Origin of the sequence: Peijinzhouia sedimentorum (assembly GCF_049340005.1) — a bacterium.
GTDB lineage: Bacteria > Bacteroidota > Bacteroidia > Cytophagales > Cyclobacteriaceae > CAXBDP01.
In genome coordinates, this window is the sequence record NZ_JBMPIY010000003.1 from 198,641 (window position 1) to 218,589 (window position 19,949).

At 38.8% G+C, this 19,949-nt stretch carries 18 protein-coding genes; 16 read left to right on the top strand and 2 right to left on the bottom strand.

What is annotated here, in order from left to right; genetic code table 11:
- Positions 1–11: 11 nt before the first annotated feature.
- The 12 genes from ACOXY8_RS06445 (at position 12) to ACOXY8_RS06500 (ending at position 10,507) form a co-directional block, all read left to right on the top strand.
- Positions 12–728 (top strand): type III pantothenate kinase, encoded by a 717-nt coding sequence (locus ACOXY8_RS06445; protein ID WP_458330737.1) that lies wholly within the window; start codon positions 12–14, stop codon positions 726–728.
- Complete coding sequence (locus tag ACOXY8_RS06450; RefSeq protein WP_458330738.1) at positions 706–1,983, top strand: hypothetical protein; 1,278 nt, start codon at positions 706–708, stop codon at positions 1,981–1,983. The genes ACOXY8_RS06445 and ACOXY8_RS06450 overlap by 23 nt, the downstream gene beginning before the upstream one ends.
- Positions 1,949–3,313 carry a tetratricopeptide repeat protein gene (locus tag ACOXY8_RS06455; RefSeq protein ID WP_458330739.1) on the top strand — a complete coding sequence of 455 codons (1,365 nt, stop codon included), beginning with the start codon at positions 1,949–1,951 and terminating at the stop codon, positions 3,311–3,313. Before ACOXY8_RS06450 ends, ACOXY8_RS06455 begins: the two co-directional genes overlap by 35 nt.
- A 58-nt stretch (positions 3,314–3,371) precedes the next feature.
- Positions 3,372–3,911 (top strand): LPS export ABC transporter periplasmic protein LptC, encoded by a 540-nt coding sequence (lptC, locus tag ACOXY8_RS06460; protein WP_458330740.1) that lies wholly within the window; start codon positions 3,372–3,374, stop codon positions 3,909–3,911.
- Between the two features lie 2 nt (positions 3,912–3,913).
- Positions 3,914–4,138, top strand: a complete 225-nt coding sequence (locus tag ACOXY8_RS06465; protein ID WP_458330741.1) for a hypothetical protein — start codon at positions 3,914–3,916, stop codon at positions 4,136–4,138.
- A 4-nt stretch (positions 4,139–4,142) separates the two neighbouring features.
- Entirely contained in the window at positions 4,143–5,429 is a 1,287-nt protein-coding gene (locus tag ACOXY8_RS06470; protein ID WP_458330742.1) for a hemolysin family protein, read from the top strand.
- 76 nt (positions 5,430–5,505) lie between these two features.
- Entirely contained in the window at positions 5,506–7,602 is a 2,097-nt protein-coding gene (locus tag ACOXY8_RS06475) for a peptidylprolyl isomerase (protein WP_458330743.1), read from the top strand.
- Between the two features lie 51 nt (positions 7,603–7,653).
- A complete protein-coding gene (locus ACOXY8_RS06480; RefSeq protein ID WP_458330744.1) occupies positions 7,654–7,923 on the top strand; it encodes a DUF493 family protein in 270 nt (89 codons plus the stop codon).
- 17 nt (positions 7,924–7,940) lie between these two features.
- A complete protein-coding gene (locus tag ACOXY8_RS06485; RefSeq protein WP_458330745.1) occupies positions 7,941–8,168 on the top strand; it encodes a 4a-hydroxytetrahydrobiopterin dehydratase in 228 nt (75 codons plus the stop codon).
- Between the two features lie 8 nt (positions 8,169–8,176).
- Positions 8,177–8,860, top strand: coding sequence for a 16S rRNA (cytidine(1402)-2'-O)-methyltransferase (gene rsmI / locus ACOXY8_RS06490; protein ID WP_458330746.1), 684 nt, complete (start codon positions 8,177–8,179; stop codon positions 8,858–8,860).
- Positions 8,860–9,732 (top strand): hypothetical protein, encoded by an 873-nt coding sequence (locus ACOXY8_RS06495; RefSeq protein WP_458330747.1) that lies wholly within the window; start codon positions 8,860–8,862, stop codon positions 9,730–9,732. Before rsmI ends, ACOXY8_RS06495 begins: the two co-directional genes overlap by 1 nt.
- Positions 9,713–10,507, top strand: coding sequence for an inositol monophosphatase family protein (locus ACOXY8_RS06500; RefSeq protein WP_458330748.1), 795 nt, complete (start codon positions 9,713–9,715; stop codon positions 10,505–10,507). The genes ACOXY8_RS06495 and ACOXY8_RS06500 overlap by 20 nt, the downstream gene beginning before the upstream one ends.
- On the opposite strand, the gene ACOXY8_RS06505 is transcribed toward ACOXY8_RS06500, so the two are convergent.
- Positions 10,508–11,530 (bottom strand): SPASM domain-containing protein, encoded by a 1,023-nt coding sequence (locus ACOXY8_RS06505; protein WP_458330749.1) that lies wholly within the window; start codon positions 11,528–11,530, stop codon positions 10,508–10,510.
- Positions 11,531–11,617: 87 nt separating this feature from the next.
- Between ACOXY8_RS06505 and ACOXY8_RS06510 the strand changes: the two genes are divergently transcribed.
- Positions 11,618–12,787: a lipoprotein N-acyltransferase Lnb domain-containing protein gene (locus ACOXY8_RS06510; protein ID WP_458330750.1), complete on the top strand. Its 1,170-nt coding sequence runs from the start codon at positions 11,618–11,620 to the stop codon at positions 12,785–12,787.
- Positions 12,788–12,795: 8 nt separating this feature from the next.
- Here ACOXY8_RS06510 and ACOXY8_RS06515 read toward each other — a convergent pair whose 3' ends face one another.
- A complete protein-coding gene (locus tag ACOXY8_RS06515) occupies positions 12,796–13,320 on the bottom strand; it encodes a regulatory protein RecX (protein WP_458330751.1) in 525 nt (174 codons plus the stop codon).
- Positions 13,321–13,378: 58 nt separating this feature from the next.
- Here ACOXY8_RS06515 and tpiA point away from each other — a divergent pair, with 58 nt between their 5' ends.
- The 3 genes from tpiA (at position 13,379) to ACOXY8_RS06530 (ending at position 19,784) form a co-directional block, all read left to right on the top strand.
- The gene (tpiA, locus tag ACOXY8_RS06520) at positions 13,379–14,152 is read left to right on the top strand and encodes a triose-phosphate isomerase (RefSeq protein ID WP_458330752.1); all 774 of its coding nucleotides are present in this window, start codon (positions 13,379–13,381) and stop codon (positions 14,150–14,152) included.
- 29 nt (positions 14,153–14,181) lie between these two features.
- Complete coding sequence (gene prmA, locus ACOXY8_RS06525) at positions 14,182–15,009, top strand: 50S ribosomal protein L11 methyltransferase (RefSeq protein WP_458330753.1); 828 nt, start codon at positions 14,182–14,184, stop codon at positions 15,007–15,009.
- 92 nt (positions 15,010–15,101) lie between these two features.
- Positions 15,102–19,784 (top strand): hypothetical protein, encoded by a 4,683-nt coding sequence (locus ACOXY8_RS06530; protein ID WP_458330754.1) that lies wholly within the window; start codon positions 15,102–15,104, stop codon positions 19,782–19,784.
- Positions 19,785–19,949: the final 165 nt, after the last annotated feature.

A 19,949-nucleotide genomic window follows, 5' to 3' on the forward strand; every position in this document is an offset into this window, starting at 1 on the left:
AAAGCATTGATATGCAATTTGCCATTGATATTGGTAACACCCTTATTAAGATTGCAGCTTTTGAAGGCAAAGAATTAAGAAAGCGGGAGGAATATGGTTCGATTGAAGAATTAATTTCCTCGCTACCATCAAACTTCTCAACCTTTCCGAGCATCATAAGTAGCGTTAAGCAAATTCAACTTCATCCAATTTTTGAAAATTCATTACGTTTAAGCTATCAAACAGCGTTGCCGTTTGTGAATCTCTACCAAACTCGCGAAACATTGGGAATGGATCGAGTAGCTGCTATGGCTGGAGCTTTGGAATTGTTTCCAAACGAAAATGTTTTGGCAATTGATATTGGTACTTGCATTACATATGATATCTTGAATGAAGCTGGCGAATATATGGGAGGAATAATAAGTCCTGGATTGGAAATGCGGCTTAAGGCAATGAATAAATTTACAAGCTCCCTCCCGCTTGTTTCAAGTGATGACAATGCTGAATTCATTGGAAAAACAACCAAGACTTGCTTGCAAGCTGGCGCAAAGTTTGGTGTGGAGGCTGAGATTGAAGGCTTAATTAGCCGATTTAAAGAAGATTATCCTGATTTAAAGACAATTATATGTGGAGGTGGTGGTAAATTTTTTGAAAGAAGAAAGCAATCGTCCATCTTTGTGCTCCCAAATCTTGTGCTATTGGGATTGAACTGCATTTTATTATACAATGAATCTACGAAAAAGAGTTAACCTACTAGTTGTCCTCCTCTGCTCTATCACTTTGAGTTCACTTGCCCAAGGCTCCCGTTCTCCATATACTAATTTGGGAATTGGTGATATCCAAAAGGGGGCATTAATGAATAATGCTGGCATGGGAATGAAAGGCACAGCCAATGGTAGTTTCTTGTTTTTGAATACAGCTAACCCTGCCTTATTACCTTTGAATAATATTTTCACATTCGAATTTGGTGGCTTCATTGAAACTCGTTCAATCATGCAAGATACCTTGAGCGAAAATTACACTTCAGGAACATTCTCTCATGTTGCATTTGGCTTGCCAATAATACCTAGTAGGTGGACGATGAGTTTTGGTTTAAATCCCTATAGCACCGTAAATCATCGTGTTCGCAGAATTGGCTCCTTGGAAGGTTCATCTTTTCAGATAATCAATGATACGGAGTTGAAAGGCGGACTTAACGAAGTATATATTTCCAATGGAGTAAGAATAAATAAATATGTGTCCTTAGGGATTAAAGGCTCTTATCTATTTGGTACTAGACTTGAGGAAACTGAAACTAGGATTGCAGATGAGAACTCTCCGCTTTCTAATGTGACTACCAAGTTTTACGATCGCATCACCTATTCTGATGTTAATTTAACAGGAGCAGCAGCGTTTACTATTCCATTAGAAAATCAAAAGCAGATCATCATTGCTGGTACATATTCCTTTGATTCCGACGTAAATACCAATAAATTCACAAAGCTAGATCAAGTTCGTAGCAATGACGGGATAGTAATAAGTAGTGATACTATACTAACCAAACAGCCTGGCCATTTTGTGCTGCCTTCATCTATGAGCATTGGTGCTACATTTAGTAAGAGAGTTAACTATTTGGTGGGAGCTGAGTATCATGTATCAGATTGGTCACAGTATGCTACCGATAATCTATCCGCAGGAACTCTTGCACGCAGTTCATCCTTCGCCGTAGGAGGAGAGTACACTCCAAATGCAACAGCACTCAACAATTATTTGCTCCAAATGACCTACAGAGCTGGTTTTTCCTATGAGAATACGCCCTACATAGTGAATGGAAACCAGGTTCAGGAAGTTGGCATTAATTTTGGCTTATCTGCACCATTAAGATACAACAACCTAAGTCTTTCAATGAAAGTAGGTTCCCGCGGAAATACTGGGGGAAACATGATTTCTGAGAGGTTCTTTAAAATCGGACTTGGCATCACAGTAGGTGATGAAAGCTGGTTCTACAGAAGTAGGTTTAACTAATGGAAAGGAGACCTTTATGAACTTATTTGGAAAAATGTGGATGGCCATCATTGTATTGGCAATCTCAAACAACTTTGCCCAAGCGCAACAAGGCTGGAACTGGCCTGAGGATCCTAAGTTACGCGAACTTTCAAAAGAGAAATACATAGTTTCGAATGACTACAGAAAGTCAGGACAATATGATTTGGCAGTGCCGCCATTACATTGGCTATTGAAAAACACGCCAGATTTAAATAAATCCATTTATATAAGTGGAGTAAATATTTACTCAGAATTGGCAGATGTAGAAACTGATTCAGCTAGAAGACTTGTCTTGGCAGACTCAGTACTTATCCTTTACGATCTTAGAATTCAATATTATGGAGAAGAAGCGAGTGTTATAGATAGAAAAGCTATGGATGGATATAAGTACTTTAGAGAAGTACCCTCCCGCTATGCTTCCCTTATTGCTGATTTCGAAAGATCAATTGAGCTCAATGGTATAAATATGAATGATGGTAATACCTTCGCATATTTTGATATTGTGAAAAGAGCCAAAACTGAAAATGACCAATTTAGTGACGAAGAAATTATCGAAAAGTATGATTTTGTTACCTCTCTTATCAATGAGAAAATAGAGGCTGGTTACGATGCCGAAAAACTAGAAATGTTTAAAAATCAAATTGATGGTTTTCTAAACGATTTGATAACGATTGACTGCAATTTTATCCAAAATACCCTTGGACCAAAATTCGCTGCTAATCCAGATGATATCAAAACAGCTAAGCAGATTGTAATTTTCTCTTTACAAAACAAATGTGCGAGCGGTGAATTATTTATGACAGCTTCTCAGGCAGTGTTTGAAAAACAACCTGACTATGGAATTGCTAGGTTGCTCGCTGCAAAAAGCAAGCAAGATGGAGACTTTGAAACTGCCTCTAAGTTTTTTGCAGAAGCAGCAGGCTTAACAGAAGATAATTCTAAAAAAGCTGATAGCTATCTTGAGTTAGGTGACATCGCAGCACGTAGAGGAAGAAAACCTCAAGCAAGAGCTCATTATTACAAGGCACTTGAGCTAGATCCATCAAAAAGAGAGGCCTATACTTTTATAGGGAGTTTATACTATAGCAGTTTCAATCAGTGTGCAGGTAAAGTTGATTGGGTAGCAGATAGAGCAGTATATATTGCAGCCTATGAGATGTTCAAAAAAGGCGGTAATTCTAAGATGATGGCTATTATGCAAGAGCAATTTCCTTCTGCCGAGGAGTTATTTACTGGAGGATACTCAGTTGGAGATGAATTTAAAGTTGGCTGTTGGATCAACGAGACAGTAACATTACAGAAAAGATAATTTTTAAAATAATTACAAAAAGCGGTTAAATCTCCATTGATTTAACCGCCTTTTTTATATGAACAACCGCAACCTTACCCTTTTATTAGTATTCCTTATGGCTGTACTTTCGATTGCCTGCGAAAGAGAAGCAGTAAATATGGATGAGGTTGAGCCTTATGATGGCCCATGGCTTATTTCATACAATACCACTACATATTATAGCGATTCTGCGAAGGTTAGAGTCAAAATTACCTCCGATACCCAAGTGCAATTCGAAAATGGAGATGCAGAATATCCAGACGGCTTATTTCTAATATTTTATGAAAAAGACGGCACCCAATCCTCAACATTAAAAGCCAATAAAGGTTATTTCAACAAAAAAGAAGCTTTATATACAGTGGAAGATGATGTTGTAATAAACAGTATGGTAAAAAAGCAGATATTAAATACTGAATTGTTAAATTGGTTACCAAACGAACGAAGAATCTATACGGATCAATTTGTAACTATAGAAACAGAGGATGAAATACTGAAAGGAGAAGGCCTTGAAGCCCCGGAAGATTTCTCAACGTATAGAATATTAAGACCAACAGGTAGCTTTGCTGTAAAAAACTAATAATGAAACTTTTAGATGTTGTTATCTTTTCTCTCTGTGTAGTGCTTTTTATTATTGGTGTATGGGAAACAATCACTTTAGGACTAGGAAGTTCCTATTGGTTGTTTATGTTCTCCGTAGGTTTACTATTTTTGTATCAATTAAGAAAAATGAAACAACCTAAGAATACTGAAGACCCTCCTCCCAGTAAAAGCGGGAGGATAAAATCCAAAGGAGCTAAAAAGTAAGACTATGGCTACAATACCTTTGGTGATTATAATCCTTTGTCTACTATTATCCGCTCTTTTCTCGGGTATGGAAATAGCCTTTTTATCTGCTGATAAATTCAGAATCGAATTAGATAAAAAACAAGGCTCCTACTCCGCTAAAATTCTTTCGACATTCTATAAAGGCCCATCCAAATTCATCATTACCCTATTGGTGGGTAATAACATTACTATAGTAATCTATGGTATCTTCATGGCTTTAGTACTTGAGCCGGTGATCGTAGATTGGTTTTCATTCATGGATGATTCAGTAATGGTTGTTTTAATAATGCAAACAGCCATTTCAACAATTGTGGTATTGATATTTGGAGAATTCTTGCCAAAGAGCATTTCCTTAATCAACCCAAATGCAATACTTCAGGCATTTTCCATTCCACTTATGGCGATTGCTTTTCTGCTATATCCCATAGTGCAAACCATTAATTTTATCTCAAAAATCATCATTCAGAAAATCCTTCGCTCCGAATACTCAGAAGATCAACCTGTATTTGGACTTACTGACCTTAACAATTTTCTAAAACGCCACATTACCTCGACTGATACTGATAATAATGTGGAAGTAAGTACCAAGATTTTTAACAATGCGCTAGAGTTTAAAAAGATACGCGTGAGGGAATGTATGATCCCACGTACGGACATTGTAGCGATAGATATAGAAGATGGCATGCCGGCGCTTAAAAACGCCTTCTTCGATAGTGGTCATACTAAGATCGTCATTTTCAAAGAATCCATAGATGATATTATTGGTTTTTGTCATGCTTTGGCACTTTACAAAAAACCAACAGAAATTGAGGACATTCTTTCTCCAATTCTAATTGTACCTGAAACCATGCTTGCCAGTGAATTACTTATCCAATTTACAGCCGAACGCAAAAGTATTGCTTTGGTGGTAGATGAATTTGGTGGTACAGCAGGCTTGGTTACAATAGAAGATGTGATTGAGCAAATACTCGGTGAGATTCAAGATGAACATGATGCTGAAGACTGGATTGAAGAAAGAATTGACTTCAACAAATTTTTACTTAGTGCTCGTCATGAGATCGATTACCTCAATGAAAATTACAAATGGAACATCCCCGAAGGAGATTACGAAACCCTAGGTGGATTTATTTTAGCAATCACGGAAAATATTCCAACCCTTGGTGAAGTCATAATATCGCCTCCTTTTACCTTCACAATCATGGGAATGAACGATGCAAGGATTGATACAGTGAAGGTTACAATCGATGATAATTCATTAAAAGAGGATTAATAAAAAATCCATTTCCATTAAGTTTTGATTTTCAGTTATTCTCTACCTATTTTTGCGGTTCTTTAAAGAATAGAAGATGGGTTTAATCAACAAGATTCGCGAAAAGTCCGGTATAGCGGTAGGTATCATTGCCATAGGCTTAGGCCTGTTTGTAGTAGGTGGTGATATACTTTCACCTAATTCAACACTATTAGGTGGTGATCAAATGGTAGTTGGAGAAATTGCAGGCCGAGAAATCAGCTATCAAGAGTACGTCAACGAAATTGAGGAATACAAGTATAACTTCTCTGCTAATACAGGTAGAACACCTAGCGAGATTGATATGTACACTGTAAGGGAGCAAGCATGGCTTTCTCTCATTGCGAAGTATGCATTCCAAAAAGAATATGACAAATTAGGAATAGAAGTTACTGATGAAGAAATCATCGATATGGTTCAAGGCAATAATATCAGCCCTGAATTAATGCAGATGGCTACTAATCCAGAAACTGGCGAATTTGATAAAAGTTTTATCACAGGTTACCTTCAGAACCTCGCAAGCATGCCAGTAGATGCTCAAATGGCTTGGTATAATTTCGAAAGAAACTTAGGGCCTGGTAGACTCAGAGTAAAATACGACAAACTTTTAACTGATACTTACTTCGTTACTTCAGCAGAAGCTCGTAGAGAACACGTACTGCAAAATACTATTGCTGACGTAAAGTATCTTTATATCCCATATTATTCTGTAAGTGACTCTTTAGTATCGGTAACTGATGCTGAGCTTACTGCTTACATGAATGATAATCCTGAGAGATACAAAACTCCAGAAACAAGATCAATCGACTTTGTAACCTTCCCATTAGTAGCAAGTGCAAAAGATACTGCTATCTACCGTGAAGATATTATCGCTCTTCGTGACGAGTTAGCTACAACGGCAAATGACTCGACTTTTGCAAGAATAAACTCAGAAGGTTCATTGAATTATGGTAGCTACACTGAAGCTCAAGTACCTCAAACTCTTGTAGGTCTCGAACTTCAAGAAGGCGAGGTATACGGACCTTTTATATCAAACGGCTTTTTAGAAGTTCATAAAGTTTCAGAAGTTCAAACTGACGGAACCAAATCTGCGAAAGCTAGTCACATCCTTTTCAGAACAAACAATGGAGAAGATGCTGAAGCAAAACGTAGCGAAGCTGAAGAAGTGCTATCTCAATTAAGAGGCGGTGCTGATTTCGCAACATTGGCTAGAGAGTATTCAGATGATACATCTGGAGCACAAGGTGGAGATCTTGGATGGTTTAATGATGGTGGCATGATTGCACCTTTCAATGATGCTGTATTTGCTCAGTCAACCACTGGTCTAATACCAAGATTGATCGAAAGCGAATTCGGATTCCACATTATCAATGTAACTGAAGCTCCAACATCACTTAACTACAAAATAGCAAGTATACAAATCTCTATTGAGCCAACTGACGAAACTAGAGACAATGCTTTCCGTGATGCAGGTAGATTTACTGCCAACGTAGGAAACTATGATCAATTCAAGTCAATTGCTCAAGAAAACAATTATGCAGTTTATGAAGCTTTCGATATTACAAACTCTGATCGTAGTATTAATATCTTGAACAATGCTAGGGAGATTGTAAGATGGCTTTTCAATGACGCAAAAATTGGATCAATAAGTGAAGTATTCGAATTGGACAACCAATATGTAGTTGCTATCATGACAGGTAGAACAGACGAAGGTATTGTTCCATTAGAGTATGCTAGAGCAGATGTTGAGCAAAGAGTGAAGAATGAAAAGAAAACGAAAATCATCCAAGACAGACTTGCTAGCCTTTCTGGTACTTTGGAAGAAATTAGAGATACTTACGGTTCAGACGCTAGAACTGAAAGTAATGCTTCTTTAACCTTAAACGGAAATACATTAGGTCTATTTGGTTCAGCTCCTACTGCAATAGGTAAAGCCTTTGGACTAGATGCTGGCGAAAGAACAGCTCCTATCGGTGAAAGTAGTGGCGTATTTGTAATCGAAGTAAATAGCATAACAAATGCTCCTGAAATTACAGAATTGGGAATCTATGGTGACATACTTAGACAGAGATATCCAGATAGAGCTGGCTTTGCAATAAACGAAGCCATTCGAGAGTTCGCCGAGATCAAAGACTATAGATACAAATTCTTTTAATCATTCAAATCGGCCTTAGGGCCGATTTTTTTTTACCCCAAATTTCTGGTTATGCAAAGGCCCAAACCGTCCTTGGAAAGCTTAAAAGCCAAACTCGATGAACAAAGCTCCTTCCCAAGCCTTTACATGTTCAAATTCATCGTACCTAAAGAAAAGCTGAGTGAAGTGAAAATGCTTTTTCCAATGCACGATGTTTCCACAAAACCCTCATCAAAAGGTGCTTACGTAAGTCTTACCGTAAAAATAATGGCCAAATCCAGTGATGAAATCATATCAGTTTACAAAGAAGCTTGGAAAATTGAAGGAATTATTTCACTTTAAGGAAAAACCAAAAGACTATGTGGAAAGAAAAAGATAATAAACTGACAAGGACATTTGAATTTGAAAACTTTGTTGAAGCATTTGCCTTTATGACTAAAGTAGCATTTGCAGCTGAAGCACTTGGCCATCACCCTAACTGGAACAATGTGTATAATAAAGTTACGATTGAACTCACAACGCATGATGAAGGCAATACGATTACCGAAAAAGATCGTAAACTAGCCAAAGCAATTGACAAATTGTAAAATAGCAAATGTCAGAATCTAAAACTGCTTTATATCTTGTCCCTACACCTATAGGGAATATGGAAGATATCACCCTTCGCGCGATAAGAATTTTGCGGGAGGTTGATTTGATTTTGGCAGAAGACACACGCACCACAGGATTGCTCCTTCAAAAGCTTGAAATCAAAAATAAGCTTCATAGCTATCATAATTTCAATGAACATAAAGTCGTTCAAGGCATTGTCCAAAGGCTATTGAATGGAGAAGTCATGGCATTGGTTTCTGATGCTGGAACTCCCGCTATATCGGATCCTGGCTTTTTGTTAGTGCGCGAATGCCTCAAGAGCGATGTGAAGATTGAATGCCTTCCCGGCCCTACAGCATTTGTACCGGCACTAGTGAAATCCGGCTTAGCAGTAGATCGATTTACATTTGAAGGTTTCCTCCCGCATAAGAAAGGCCGTCAAACAAGGCTCAAGGAATTAGCTGATGAAAAGCGTACAATGATTTTTTACGAATCTCCACATCGTATTATCAAAAGTCTCGAGCAATTTACTGAGTATTTTGGTGAAGACCGACTTTGTTCTATTTCTCGAGAAATCAGTAAGTATTACGAGGAAACCGTGAATGGGACGGTAAAGGAAGTATTAGAGCATTTCAAAAACCATGACCCAAAGGGTGAGTTTGTGATGGTGATACAAGGCAAAAATTGATGCGTGCATTTATAAAATCCCTTTCCTTCAGTCCTTTTTACTTTGGCAAAATCAAAGGCATAGGATCCCTATTGATGATAAGTGCAGTCATTCTATTGCTCCTCTCTCTCTGGATGCATCCTTATTTTCTGTTTATCACTTTGGTGCCATTACTATTTTTTATCCTTTCTGAACGCACACCACTCAATAGTCTAAAAGAAGCTATACCGATGATGCTTCCCTTAGCTATTATATTCCTGATTTGGGCATTTTTCTTTAAAAAGTACTTTGACCTTCCTTGGTTAGCCTTTCCTATCAATTTCTTGGGAATGACGCTCGTTGTCTACTTTTCACACATTTCCTGGCGTATTGGAAAAAATACATCCGGCTACTTTGGGTTCGTGTTTTATTGGCTTGCATTTGAATACTTAATGCACAGCTACCTCCCGCAATATGCACAGCCTACTTTAGGCGAATTACTCGCAATTGAGACACAATTTCTCGGCTGGTATGTAGAGACTGGGACAATGGGTGGCACATTGTGGCTATTGGTTTCTAATCTATTGGCCTTCAAATTTTTTCAAGGCGATTTAAGCCTTTCACATCAAAAGCAAAAGAAGCTTTACGGCATATTGTTCATCCTAATTATCGCCATTCCTATAAGCATTGCGTATTTGTATTATTCTGAAAGTGGAGTAAGCTATTTGATCGCCGAAAGCCAAGATTTTGGTCAAGTAATAATCCCATCCGAGTGGAATGGGCAAGCAAGCAAATACAGTGAAAATGGCGATTTTATAGGGCTCATTGGCGCATGGATGGCGCTTTTTCTGGCAGCATCCATTTTGGTAAAAGAAAAGACTCGTCTAAAAATTCATGGAAAAAAATCTAAATGAAATCCTTGACCAAAGCTTAGTGGTAATTGAGCAAGCTGCTGATTTTATTTCGGCAGAATTCAAAACCATAAGCAAAGATCAAATTGAATACAAAGGCTTTAATGATTTGGTGTCTTATGTAGATAAAGGGGCCGAAAAGATATTGGTAGAAGGGCTCCGAAAAGTATTGCCTGAAGCAGGGATTTTGGCTGAGGAAGGTACAGGAAAGCAAGCAAACGAAAAATATACTTGGATAATCGATCCGGTAGATGGTACAACCAATTACCTCCACGGATTACCCATTTTTGCCATTAGTGTGGCATTAATGGAAAACGATCAGCCGATTATAGGAGTAGTCTATGAAATCAATAGGCGGGAGGTATTTACAGCAATCCTTGGTGGTGGTGCCTTTTGCAATGACAAACCTATTCATGTATCAAGCGCAAAGAATTTGGGTGAAAGTTTAATCGCCACAGGATTTCCATACTACGATTTCGGCAAAATGGAAAACTACCTGAGCATCCTCCATTCACTAATGAAAACTTCCCATGGATTGAGAAGACTTGGCAGCGCAGCAGTGGATTTGGTTTATGTTGCCTGTGGTAGATTCGAGGGCTTTTTCGAGTACAATCTCAAACCTTGGGACGTAGCCGCTGGGACATTAATCGTAAGAGAAGCGGGAGGAATGGTTACGGAGTTTGAAGGCGGAGATAATCCAATATTTGGCAAAGAAATCCTCGCTTCGAATGGCACCATTCATCAATCAATAATCGAAACTATCGCCCAACATTGGTAGTTAGGCCCATACTTTGGTGCCTTCCGTGCAGTTTTTGCACATTTCTATTTCAGTGCGCGAGCGAATAAGTGATTTGCGGAAATTATCATAAGCTGCGCTATGCCATATAGCTTTGAAGCTTTGGCCATCTACATTTCCCATTTCATGCTCAGCGTCCTTATCGAAACAGCAAGGCACTACTTTGCCATCCCAAGTAATGACACTCGAATGCCACATCTTCCAACAGTGGTTTAAAAGCTTGTTCTTTACTTCCCATTTGCCATTGGGTTTCTGCTTGTAGCGAGAATACTTATCAATTGTCGGAATTAAGTCAGAGCCATTTTCATAGTCATAAATCTGTGCGGTTTTGAATCCCACTTCATCCACTCCCAACTCTTTCGCCAATCGTTTCACATCTTCAATTTGATGCTCATTGGGTTTCACCACCAAAAACTGAAAAATGATATGAGGAGTAGTCGATTTCAACTCCTTTTTCCATTTAATTACATTTTTAGTGCCTTCAATCACTTTCTCCAATTTTCCTCCTACCCGATAGCTCTCATAGGTTTCCTGAGTTGTGCCATCGATGGATATAATCAATCTATCCAGTCCTGATTCCACTGTCTTCTTAGCCAAATGATCTTTGAGGTAATGAGCATTGGTGGATGTAGCAGTATAAATTCCTTTATCAGAAGCATATTTCACATTATCCAAAAACTTTGGATTGAGATATGGCTCTCCTTGAAAATATAAGATAAGGTAAATTAGTCTCGGCGCGAGCTCATCAATGGTCTTTTGAAAAAGCTCTTCTTGCGCCATGCCTGTGGGACGGGTAAAATTGCGCAATCCACTAGGGCATTCTGGGCATCTCAAATTACACGAGGTGGTCGGCTCGAATGACAAACTTATAGGCATTCCCATCGGCACAGGATTGCGTGTAATACGGCTATAAAAATAGCTTAGCAATACCTGAGCCGCGTTCCAAAGTCGGAGTATTGTCAGCTTTCTAGTAAAATTTAACCCGTCCTTTAAATTATTATTCACAATGAAAGTTATACTTGCAATGGTTCAAATCAAACTAATCTATTTCTTTCCGCCTCAATTGAGAATTATTTGTAATTTCATGCCTCTATGAATACACTATTAGGCTCCATTTTACTTCTATTCAGTTTCTTCCAAGGGGCATTGCCCCAGCTCACAACGGAGGCAACTGTAAGTGTAATCACTTGTGGCCCTGGTAATGAAGAAGCCTTTACAGCATATGGCCACACAGCCCTACGTATCAAAGATCCAAGATTGGGCTTCGATCGAGTGTACAATTACGGCACATTCGATTTTAATACACCAAACTTCTATGGAAAATTCGCCACAGGACGCTTAAATTATATGCTAAGCGTAAGTTCATTCGATCGATTTATAGCGGAATATCTCTATGAGGAAAGGTGGGTGAAGGAGCAAGTACTAGATCTCGATATCAATAAAAAGCAAGCTGTTTTTGCATTTTTGGAAAAAAACTACCTGCCAGAAAATAAGTTCTACCGATACGACTTCTTCTATGACAATTGCGCCACACGAGTAATCGACGCATTGATCGAAATATATGGCGATGGCTTAGTGCTAGACAGTGCCAATTATGAAGATATTACATTTCGGGAAATGATAGATCGCTATCAAGCTCCATTCCCTTGGGCAGACTTTGGTGTGGACTTGGCACTTGGTTCGGTAATCGATACCAAAATGAATTACATGGAATTCCGCTTTTTACCAGATTATGTTTTTAGCATGCTGGCAAATGGAACATACAATGGTGAGCCTTTAGTATTGCAAACCAAGGAATTGGGCTATCAAAAAGAAGATTTTCATTATCAAGCTTGGTTTAGCCCAGCTTTAATGATCGGTTTATTATTGGTAATAAGTATCCTATTTTCAATCAGAGATCTTCGTAGAAGAAAAACTTCCAAAGGATTTGATATTGCTTTATTCACAATCACAGGATTATTGGGGATACTTGTATTATGGCTATGGTTTGGCACTGCACATTCTGCTACTGCCAAAAATTACAATCTGCTATGGGCAAATCCATTTCATTTGATTGGTGCAATATTCCTCATTTTTAGCAAAAAGCTGAAAGATTGGGTTGCGAGCTACTTTTTGGGAATTACTTTACTTACGGCTATGACCTTAATTGGGGCAATTTTTATTCGTCAGCAATTTCACATATTGTTTTTTCCTTTGATGGTGATAGTAATGCTTAGGTCTTGGCTTATTTATTATCTTAAATCAAAGTCGGTAAAAGTTTAAGCTAATTCTCAACCATTTTCAGAAGTAAAGTCCCCATCCTCCCGCAATATTTGCCAGATTAACTCACTCTCAAAGCCTTTAGTTTGGGCAAAGCGTGCTGCCAGATTTCTCCGCTCATAATCACTTTTTCCTCTCAGCTTATCCCATTTCGATTGCAAAATCAATTTCAAACTTTCTAAGTACTTTTCCTCATCTATTGCTTGCATAGCCTTTTTCATACAGTAGTCTGAAATTTTATGCTGCTGCAATGCATGCTTTATTTTAATCCTCCCCCAAGACTTTACCCTAAATTTTCCTCCCGCAAAAGCTATTGCAAATCGCTCCTCATTTATGAAGCCTTCAACTATCAACTCACTGATAATTTCTTCAATATCAGAACTATATAAACCATGTTCAAACAATTTCTGCCGCACTTCATGTTGAGATCGCTCTTGATAGGCACAATATTTCATCATTTTTACCAAAGCTTGCCTGGGTGTGAGCTTCTTCTTTTTTCTTATTTCGTCGTCGTCAGAAAAACTTCCTATTGCCATTATTCTTCTACCTTTAAGCGGAATGCATTAATTTAGCTCAATATTCACAAAATAACCTATGCGCACCAAAATTATAGCCGGAAACTGGAAAATGAATAATGACTTCGACGCTGGATTGAAGCTGGCATCAGAAGTTTTTTATATGGTAAATGATGAAATAATCGACCCGAATATCAAAGTGATAATGGCTCCTCCATATATTCATTTAGAAGCTCTAAGTCGAAGAAAACCTATCAACCGAAAGCTGGCAATTGCCGCACAAAATTGCAGTGAACATAGTCATGGTGCATATACAGGTGAGGTATCTGCCGGGATGATTAAATCTACAGGGGCGGAGTATATAATTATAGGTCACAGCGAACGGAGAGCCTATCACAATGAAAGTAGTGGGCAATTGGCCAATAAAGTGAATCAAGCTCTAGGGCAAGAACTTACACCCATATTCTGCTGCGGAGAAGAATTATCCATCCGAGAAGCAAATACACATATAGAATTTGTGAAAAAGCAGATTGAAGAAGGGCTTTTTCATTTAGATGCTGAAAGCTTCAAACAAGTGGTAATTGCCTACGAACCTGTCTGGGCCATTGGCACTGGAAAAACAGCGAGCTCGGCACAAGCGCAGGAAATGCACGCCAATATTCGCGAGTGCATTGCCAAAAAATACGGTAAAGAAATAGCGGGAGGAATTTCCATACTTTATGGCGGCAGTTGCAATCCCGGCAATGCTGCAGAACTATTCGCACAAGCAGATGTAGATGGAGGGCTTATTGGCGGGGCTTCTCTCAAAAGCCGTGATTTTCTATCCATTGCCAAAGCCTTACAAAACTCATAATTCAAGATTAGCCCATTTAATCAGCCTATATGTACACCGAACTTACCTGCGATTGCAAAGAAGAGTATAAAGAAATAATCATGGCTGAACTGGCCGAAATAGGCTTCGATTCCTTTATGGACGATGAATTGGAAAGCTTCTTTTATGCCTATATCGAAACGGCAAATTATGATAAAAAAGCAGTAGAAGAGCTTTCACTTCGATACGCTCAGGCTGGTTTTGTATATACTTCCAAAGAAATAGCTAAGGAAAACTGGAACAGCGAATGGGAAAAAAACTATGATCCAATAGCTGTAGAAGATCAGGTTTTTATTCGTGCGCATTTCCATGAAGCGCAACCAAACTTCACACATGAAATTGTAATTACACCCAAAATGTCTTTCGGCACAGGGCACCATGCAACCACCTGGCAAATGGTGAAATTGCAATTGGATATCGACCACAAAGACAAAAGTGTACTAGATGTTGGCTGCGGAACGGGAATATTATCGATTATGGCGGCCAAATTAGGCGCTACGAAGGTTCGCGGCTTCGATATTGAAGAATGGGCCATTGAGAACAGTATTGAAAACGCAGAGAATAATGGCTTTCCAAGTATTCAATTCGAAATTGGGACTATGGAATCGCTAAATATTGATGGCATATACGACATCATTTTGGCAAATATCAATAAGCATGTACTCACCGCAGAAATACCAAGCTATGTGGATCATTTGAAGGCGGGAGGATATTTGTTGCTAAGTGGCATTTATGAGCATGATATTGCCGATATCGAAGCCATTTGCCATTCGGTGGGCTTGACCAAAGAGCAGCAAATTGTGAAAACCAATTGGGCGGCTTTGGTCTTTCGTAAATAATTGACAGATAATAATATCCTTGTCAGGATTAAGGTTGAATTGAAACCACTTACCTATCATTTGTCGTTGTGAGTTTGACTATCTTAGGTAATATGTCAAAAAGGATTTTCATAACGGTTTTATGCTCCCTCTTACTATCATTTTCTGGTTTCACTCAAGAAATCAAATTTGAGATAGTAGAAGGAGATACGGTATTTCTACCTCGTTTTGAATCCGAAAGAGATTCCTTATTCTTCTATTTTCCTGAGACATTTTCCCGCTTCATGGGCATGGCTCAACATCCCGCAGCAAGCCAAGCGGCTCGCGATCTCAATCGCCACTGGGATGCAGAGTTTGGAAAATTTACAGACGAGCAAAAGGAAATTCTCTTTGATATGACCTATTTAGCATGGAGCAAAAACTTCGAAGCTGCACCGGATTTGAGTGGATTTTTCAATCTCTTTTCAAGAATTCTTGATGAAGAATTTATCACCGAAGAACAGAGAGAAAATTTACTTTCCGTATCCTCCCGCCTTATTCAGCATAGCGATAGATACAAATGGAATCAATTTATCAATAGAGTTACTTCCTTTTTAGACGAACACGCACTCTTTTCTAGCACAGCAAATAGTCTTTACGTTTTTGAGCCGGAATTTACCATCCAATGGCAGGATGCAGGAATTGCCATGCTCGAACGTGATTTTGAAACCAATCCGCGCAATTTGCCCAACATTAAAAGTTGGACTGAGGAAAAACAAAAACTTTTAGGTGCAGCTGGCTCTCCAGTGATTAAAATCTTGCCAACCGATATGCTGATTGTGAAAGGCCAAGATTCTCTTCAAATATCAGAAACGGAAGGTACTTGGTATATTTTGGAAGATCTCTGGCATGGCAAAAATGGCGCTATTGACTGGCAAATAGCCGGCTATGAGCCTGAAATGGTTGTGAGCGAATTGATTACCTATGCTATGCGTACCAATTATCCGGAAATAATTGCTGAGAATACGCTCCTTCACTATCCTGAAAAATTACCGAAGACCGTGGAGGGTTCCTTTGTTTTCAGAACACTACGAACTCCAGAAGGCAGATTAGATTATCCACGATTTACCAGCTATGCAGATGACATCGAACTGATTATCCGCGCAGAAACAGATTTTATATATCGTGGTGGAATTGCCCTCAAAGCAAAGGAATTAAAAAGTAGCCTAGAGCCGGGTGAAAATGCAGAAGTGCTCATTTTTCGAGGTGCGGAATTAAGATTAAGAGCAACTTTGGGGGATGTAGTTTTCGAGGACTCTTTAGTCAATTCAACTAGTGGTAGAATGGTGATTTACCACTCTGGAGATTCTATTTATCATAACTCCATTCAGTTTCGCTACAAGCCATATCATTCTGAACTTACACTTGTAAAAGATCGCTCGGCATTCCAGCATTCGCCATTTGTTTCAAGCCATTTCAAAGTGGATGTTTTTGCTGATATGCTAAAGTGGAATACTGCTGAAGACAAGATTCATTTTCAAATATTGAGCGGGCGAGATGTAGTCCCAGCTGTAATCGAATCTCATGATTATTTTGATATAGCTACCTATAATAATCTAGGTGAGTTTTATCAATTCAATCCCTTGTTGGTAGCTGTTGGTCATGCTAGGGAAATCAACAATGCCACCGTTTCCATTTACGATCTAATTGCTAAAACTGGCCGAAGCAAAGAAGTAATCCACAATGCTATGATGAATTTGGCTACGGCCAACTTTGTAGAATATGACACTGAACTTGAACGAATCACTATTCTGCGCAAAGGTTTCCACTATGTCCTTTCTAGCCGACAACAAAAGGATTTTGATCGGATTTTGATCAAATCTATCACCAATGCAGGCTCAAATGTGATTCTGAATATTGGCACCAATGCAATGGATATTAATGGAGTTGAGAAGTTCTTTATCAGTGAGCAAAAGGGCATTTTCATCAAACCAAAGAACCAATCAGTATCAATTGCGGGCAATCGTGATATAGAATTCGATGGCGCCATGAATGCAGGGAACTATGAATTCAATGGCGAGGGAATCAAATTTAGCTACGATGAATTCAAAGTAGATTTACCTAAAATTGATTCTATAAACCTAACCGTAGCACAAGCACAAAATCCGAACGACTCAATTCCAGGACCGAAAACTGCGAGGGTAAATAATCAGCTAAGGCAGACTTCTGGCTCAATAATATTGGATAATCCCAAAAACAAGTCTGCCAGAAGTGGGTCGCCAGAATTTCCAGCTTTCTCGTCTGACGAAGGTTCTGTCATATACTTTTCTAATCCCGAGGTGCTCGGTGGCGCCTATGACGAAAGCATATATTTCGAAGTGCCTCCTTTCCGCATCGATAGTGCAAATAGCACTGATGCAAGTAATATGAAATTCGATGGCAGATTTATTGGTGGCAATATCATCGAAGATTTTGACGTAACTGTGGCTGTGCAGGCAGATAAATCTTTTGGCTTTATAAAAGATCTTGGTGCTGAAGGTTTAGCAATTTTCAATGGCAAAGCCAAAGTACTTGATCAGCTGAAAATGAGTAGTCTAGGTTTACAATCTGCTGGCAAAATGGATATATTCAATGGTGTGATGGCCTCCGATACATTCACAATCTTTATGGATTCAGTGATTGCCAACAACGTAAATTTCGATTTACCTTCTTATAAAAATGATGGTTTCTCTATTCCTGCAATAAAAGGATTGACCCAAAAAATGCTTTGGAATACAAGTGGAGATACATTGAGTATGGCAACAGATTCACTCAATTCCTTTTCGCTATTTGCTGATAAGGTGCAATTTGAAGGTGAAGTGGATATTACCAATCGTGGAACTTTTGCGGGAGGATTTTTGAAGATATCAGAAGGTGAAATTCTCTCAAGCTCTATGAGTATGGGTAGCGATTTTATCCGTGCTGATAGCGCTTCATTAGTGATAAATTCTGATGAAATAGATTTTCCACTTATGCGAGGAAACAACCTACAAGCTACTTTCCAAAATGGGAATAATGAGGTTGTTTTAAAACCAATGAATGGGATCTCAGAAATATTGGATTTCCCATTTACAGAAATGAAAACAGAAATGTCGGAAGCTGTATGGAATATTGATGACAATACAATTGATATTAAAAGTCCACTTGGCTTAGATGGAACCTCCCGCTTTGTTGCCTCACGTGCGGATGGTGATGATTTAGTAATTGATGCTGCTGGAGCCATTTATGACTTGAATACCAAGAAGATCCTTATTAGCGGAATAGCCAAAATACCTGTAGCAGATGCTTTTTTGATTCCTGAAGGCGGACTACTTTCCGTTGGTGATGGAGCAGATATCCGTACGTTCAAAAATGCCACCTTACTTCTTGATACTATTAACGAGTACCATAAAATCGTAAATGCAGATGTTACCATTCTTTCAAAAACCCGATTTGATGGTTCGGGATTTTATGAATATAAAAATGAAACTGGCAAAACTTTCAACATTAGATTCGACAATTTCGAATGGCGTAGCCAAAAGGATCAAAGAGGGGATCCTTCATTCTCTTACACCTTTGGCGCAGGCTATGTGAATGAAAAAGATGCCATGGAAATATCGCCGAAGGTTTTCTACAAAGGTGATGTGTTTATGTATGCATTCAAACCAGCCTTGGAAATGGACGGCTTCATCAAACTCGATTTGCAAACCTTCCCAGATAATAAGTCATGGATTGAGTATAAGTCGGATGGAGAAATGGCGGGAATTCAGATTGATCTTGATAAAAGCGTAACAGAATTTGGTACGCCCGTTTCCGCCGGCTTACATTTCGGGTTATCCAATATGTACGGCACTTTCATATCAGATAAGAAGGATCAGTTCGACCATGATTTGTTTAAGCCTAAAGGCCAAATGAGTTTTGATACCAAAACCAATGAATATGTCATTCGAGACGAAATGGCCTTTAACTCGATGGCATTAGCACAAACCTATTTTGCATTAAATGACCAAACAGCAGATATCCGCTGGGAAGGCCTCCATAACTTCACTGAAAAGGCCACTCCTATAAGTGTAATAGGCGCCGGAAAAGGAAAAGGAAATCTGAAAAATAATGAATACGAGCTGGAAGCTATGCTGCACCTCAACCTAAAAACACCAAAGACACTTTTGGATACTTTGGGCTTTGCGTTCAAGAGTGTGACTGAGTCGCAAGGATTACCTCCCGCTCTTTTGGATAGGACGGGTATATCTTACCAAGTGGCGCATCTTATTGGAGAGGTGGCAGCCAATAAATGGGAGCAAGGTTCTATTTTACAAGCTACTCCACTTTATGATGCTTCAGAGAAAATTGCTAGCGGAATGGTGCTCTCCAATGTGGAATTACGCTGGTCAGCGGATAAAAAGGCCTTTTACAGCTCCGGCCCAGTTGGTATTTCCCATTTCAATAGGCGTGAAATCAATGCTGAAGCTGAGGCTTATATTGAAATCAAAAAATCTGGATTTGGCGACATTGTAAATGTCTTAGTGCGATTGACTAATAATACTTGGGCATATTTCCGATTGGAGGACAATAGCTTGGTGGTGTATTCCTCTATACAAACTACCAATGAATATCTAGAGCATAATAGCAATTTGTATTCAGCAGCAGCGGGTGAACTAATATTTCAGCCAGGTGAGCTGAGAGATGCTAAAGCTTTTGTTGAATACTTTTTCAAAACTTATCGTGGTGGTGAAGAGCTGCCCACTTTGGATATGGATACCGCTGCCATCAAATCCGAAAAGAAGAAGAGTGGGTTTTGATTGATCGTGAGGAAAAGTCTGAAGCTGAATTTACAGAATTAGAAAATTTGCAAAATTGAAAAGGGCAAACTATACTCCCGAATTACCTAACAATGGAATAGCTTTCTAATATTTCCTTATCCTTATATTAATTAAATTGATAGAATTTTTGATTTTATGTAAAAT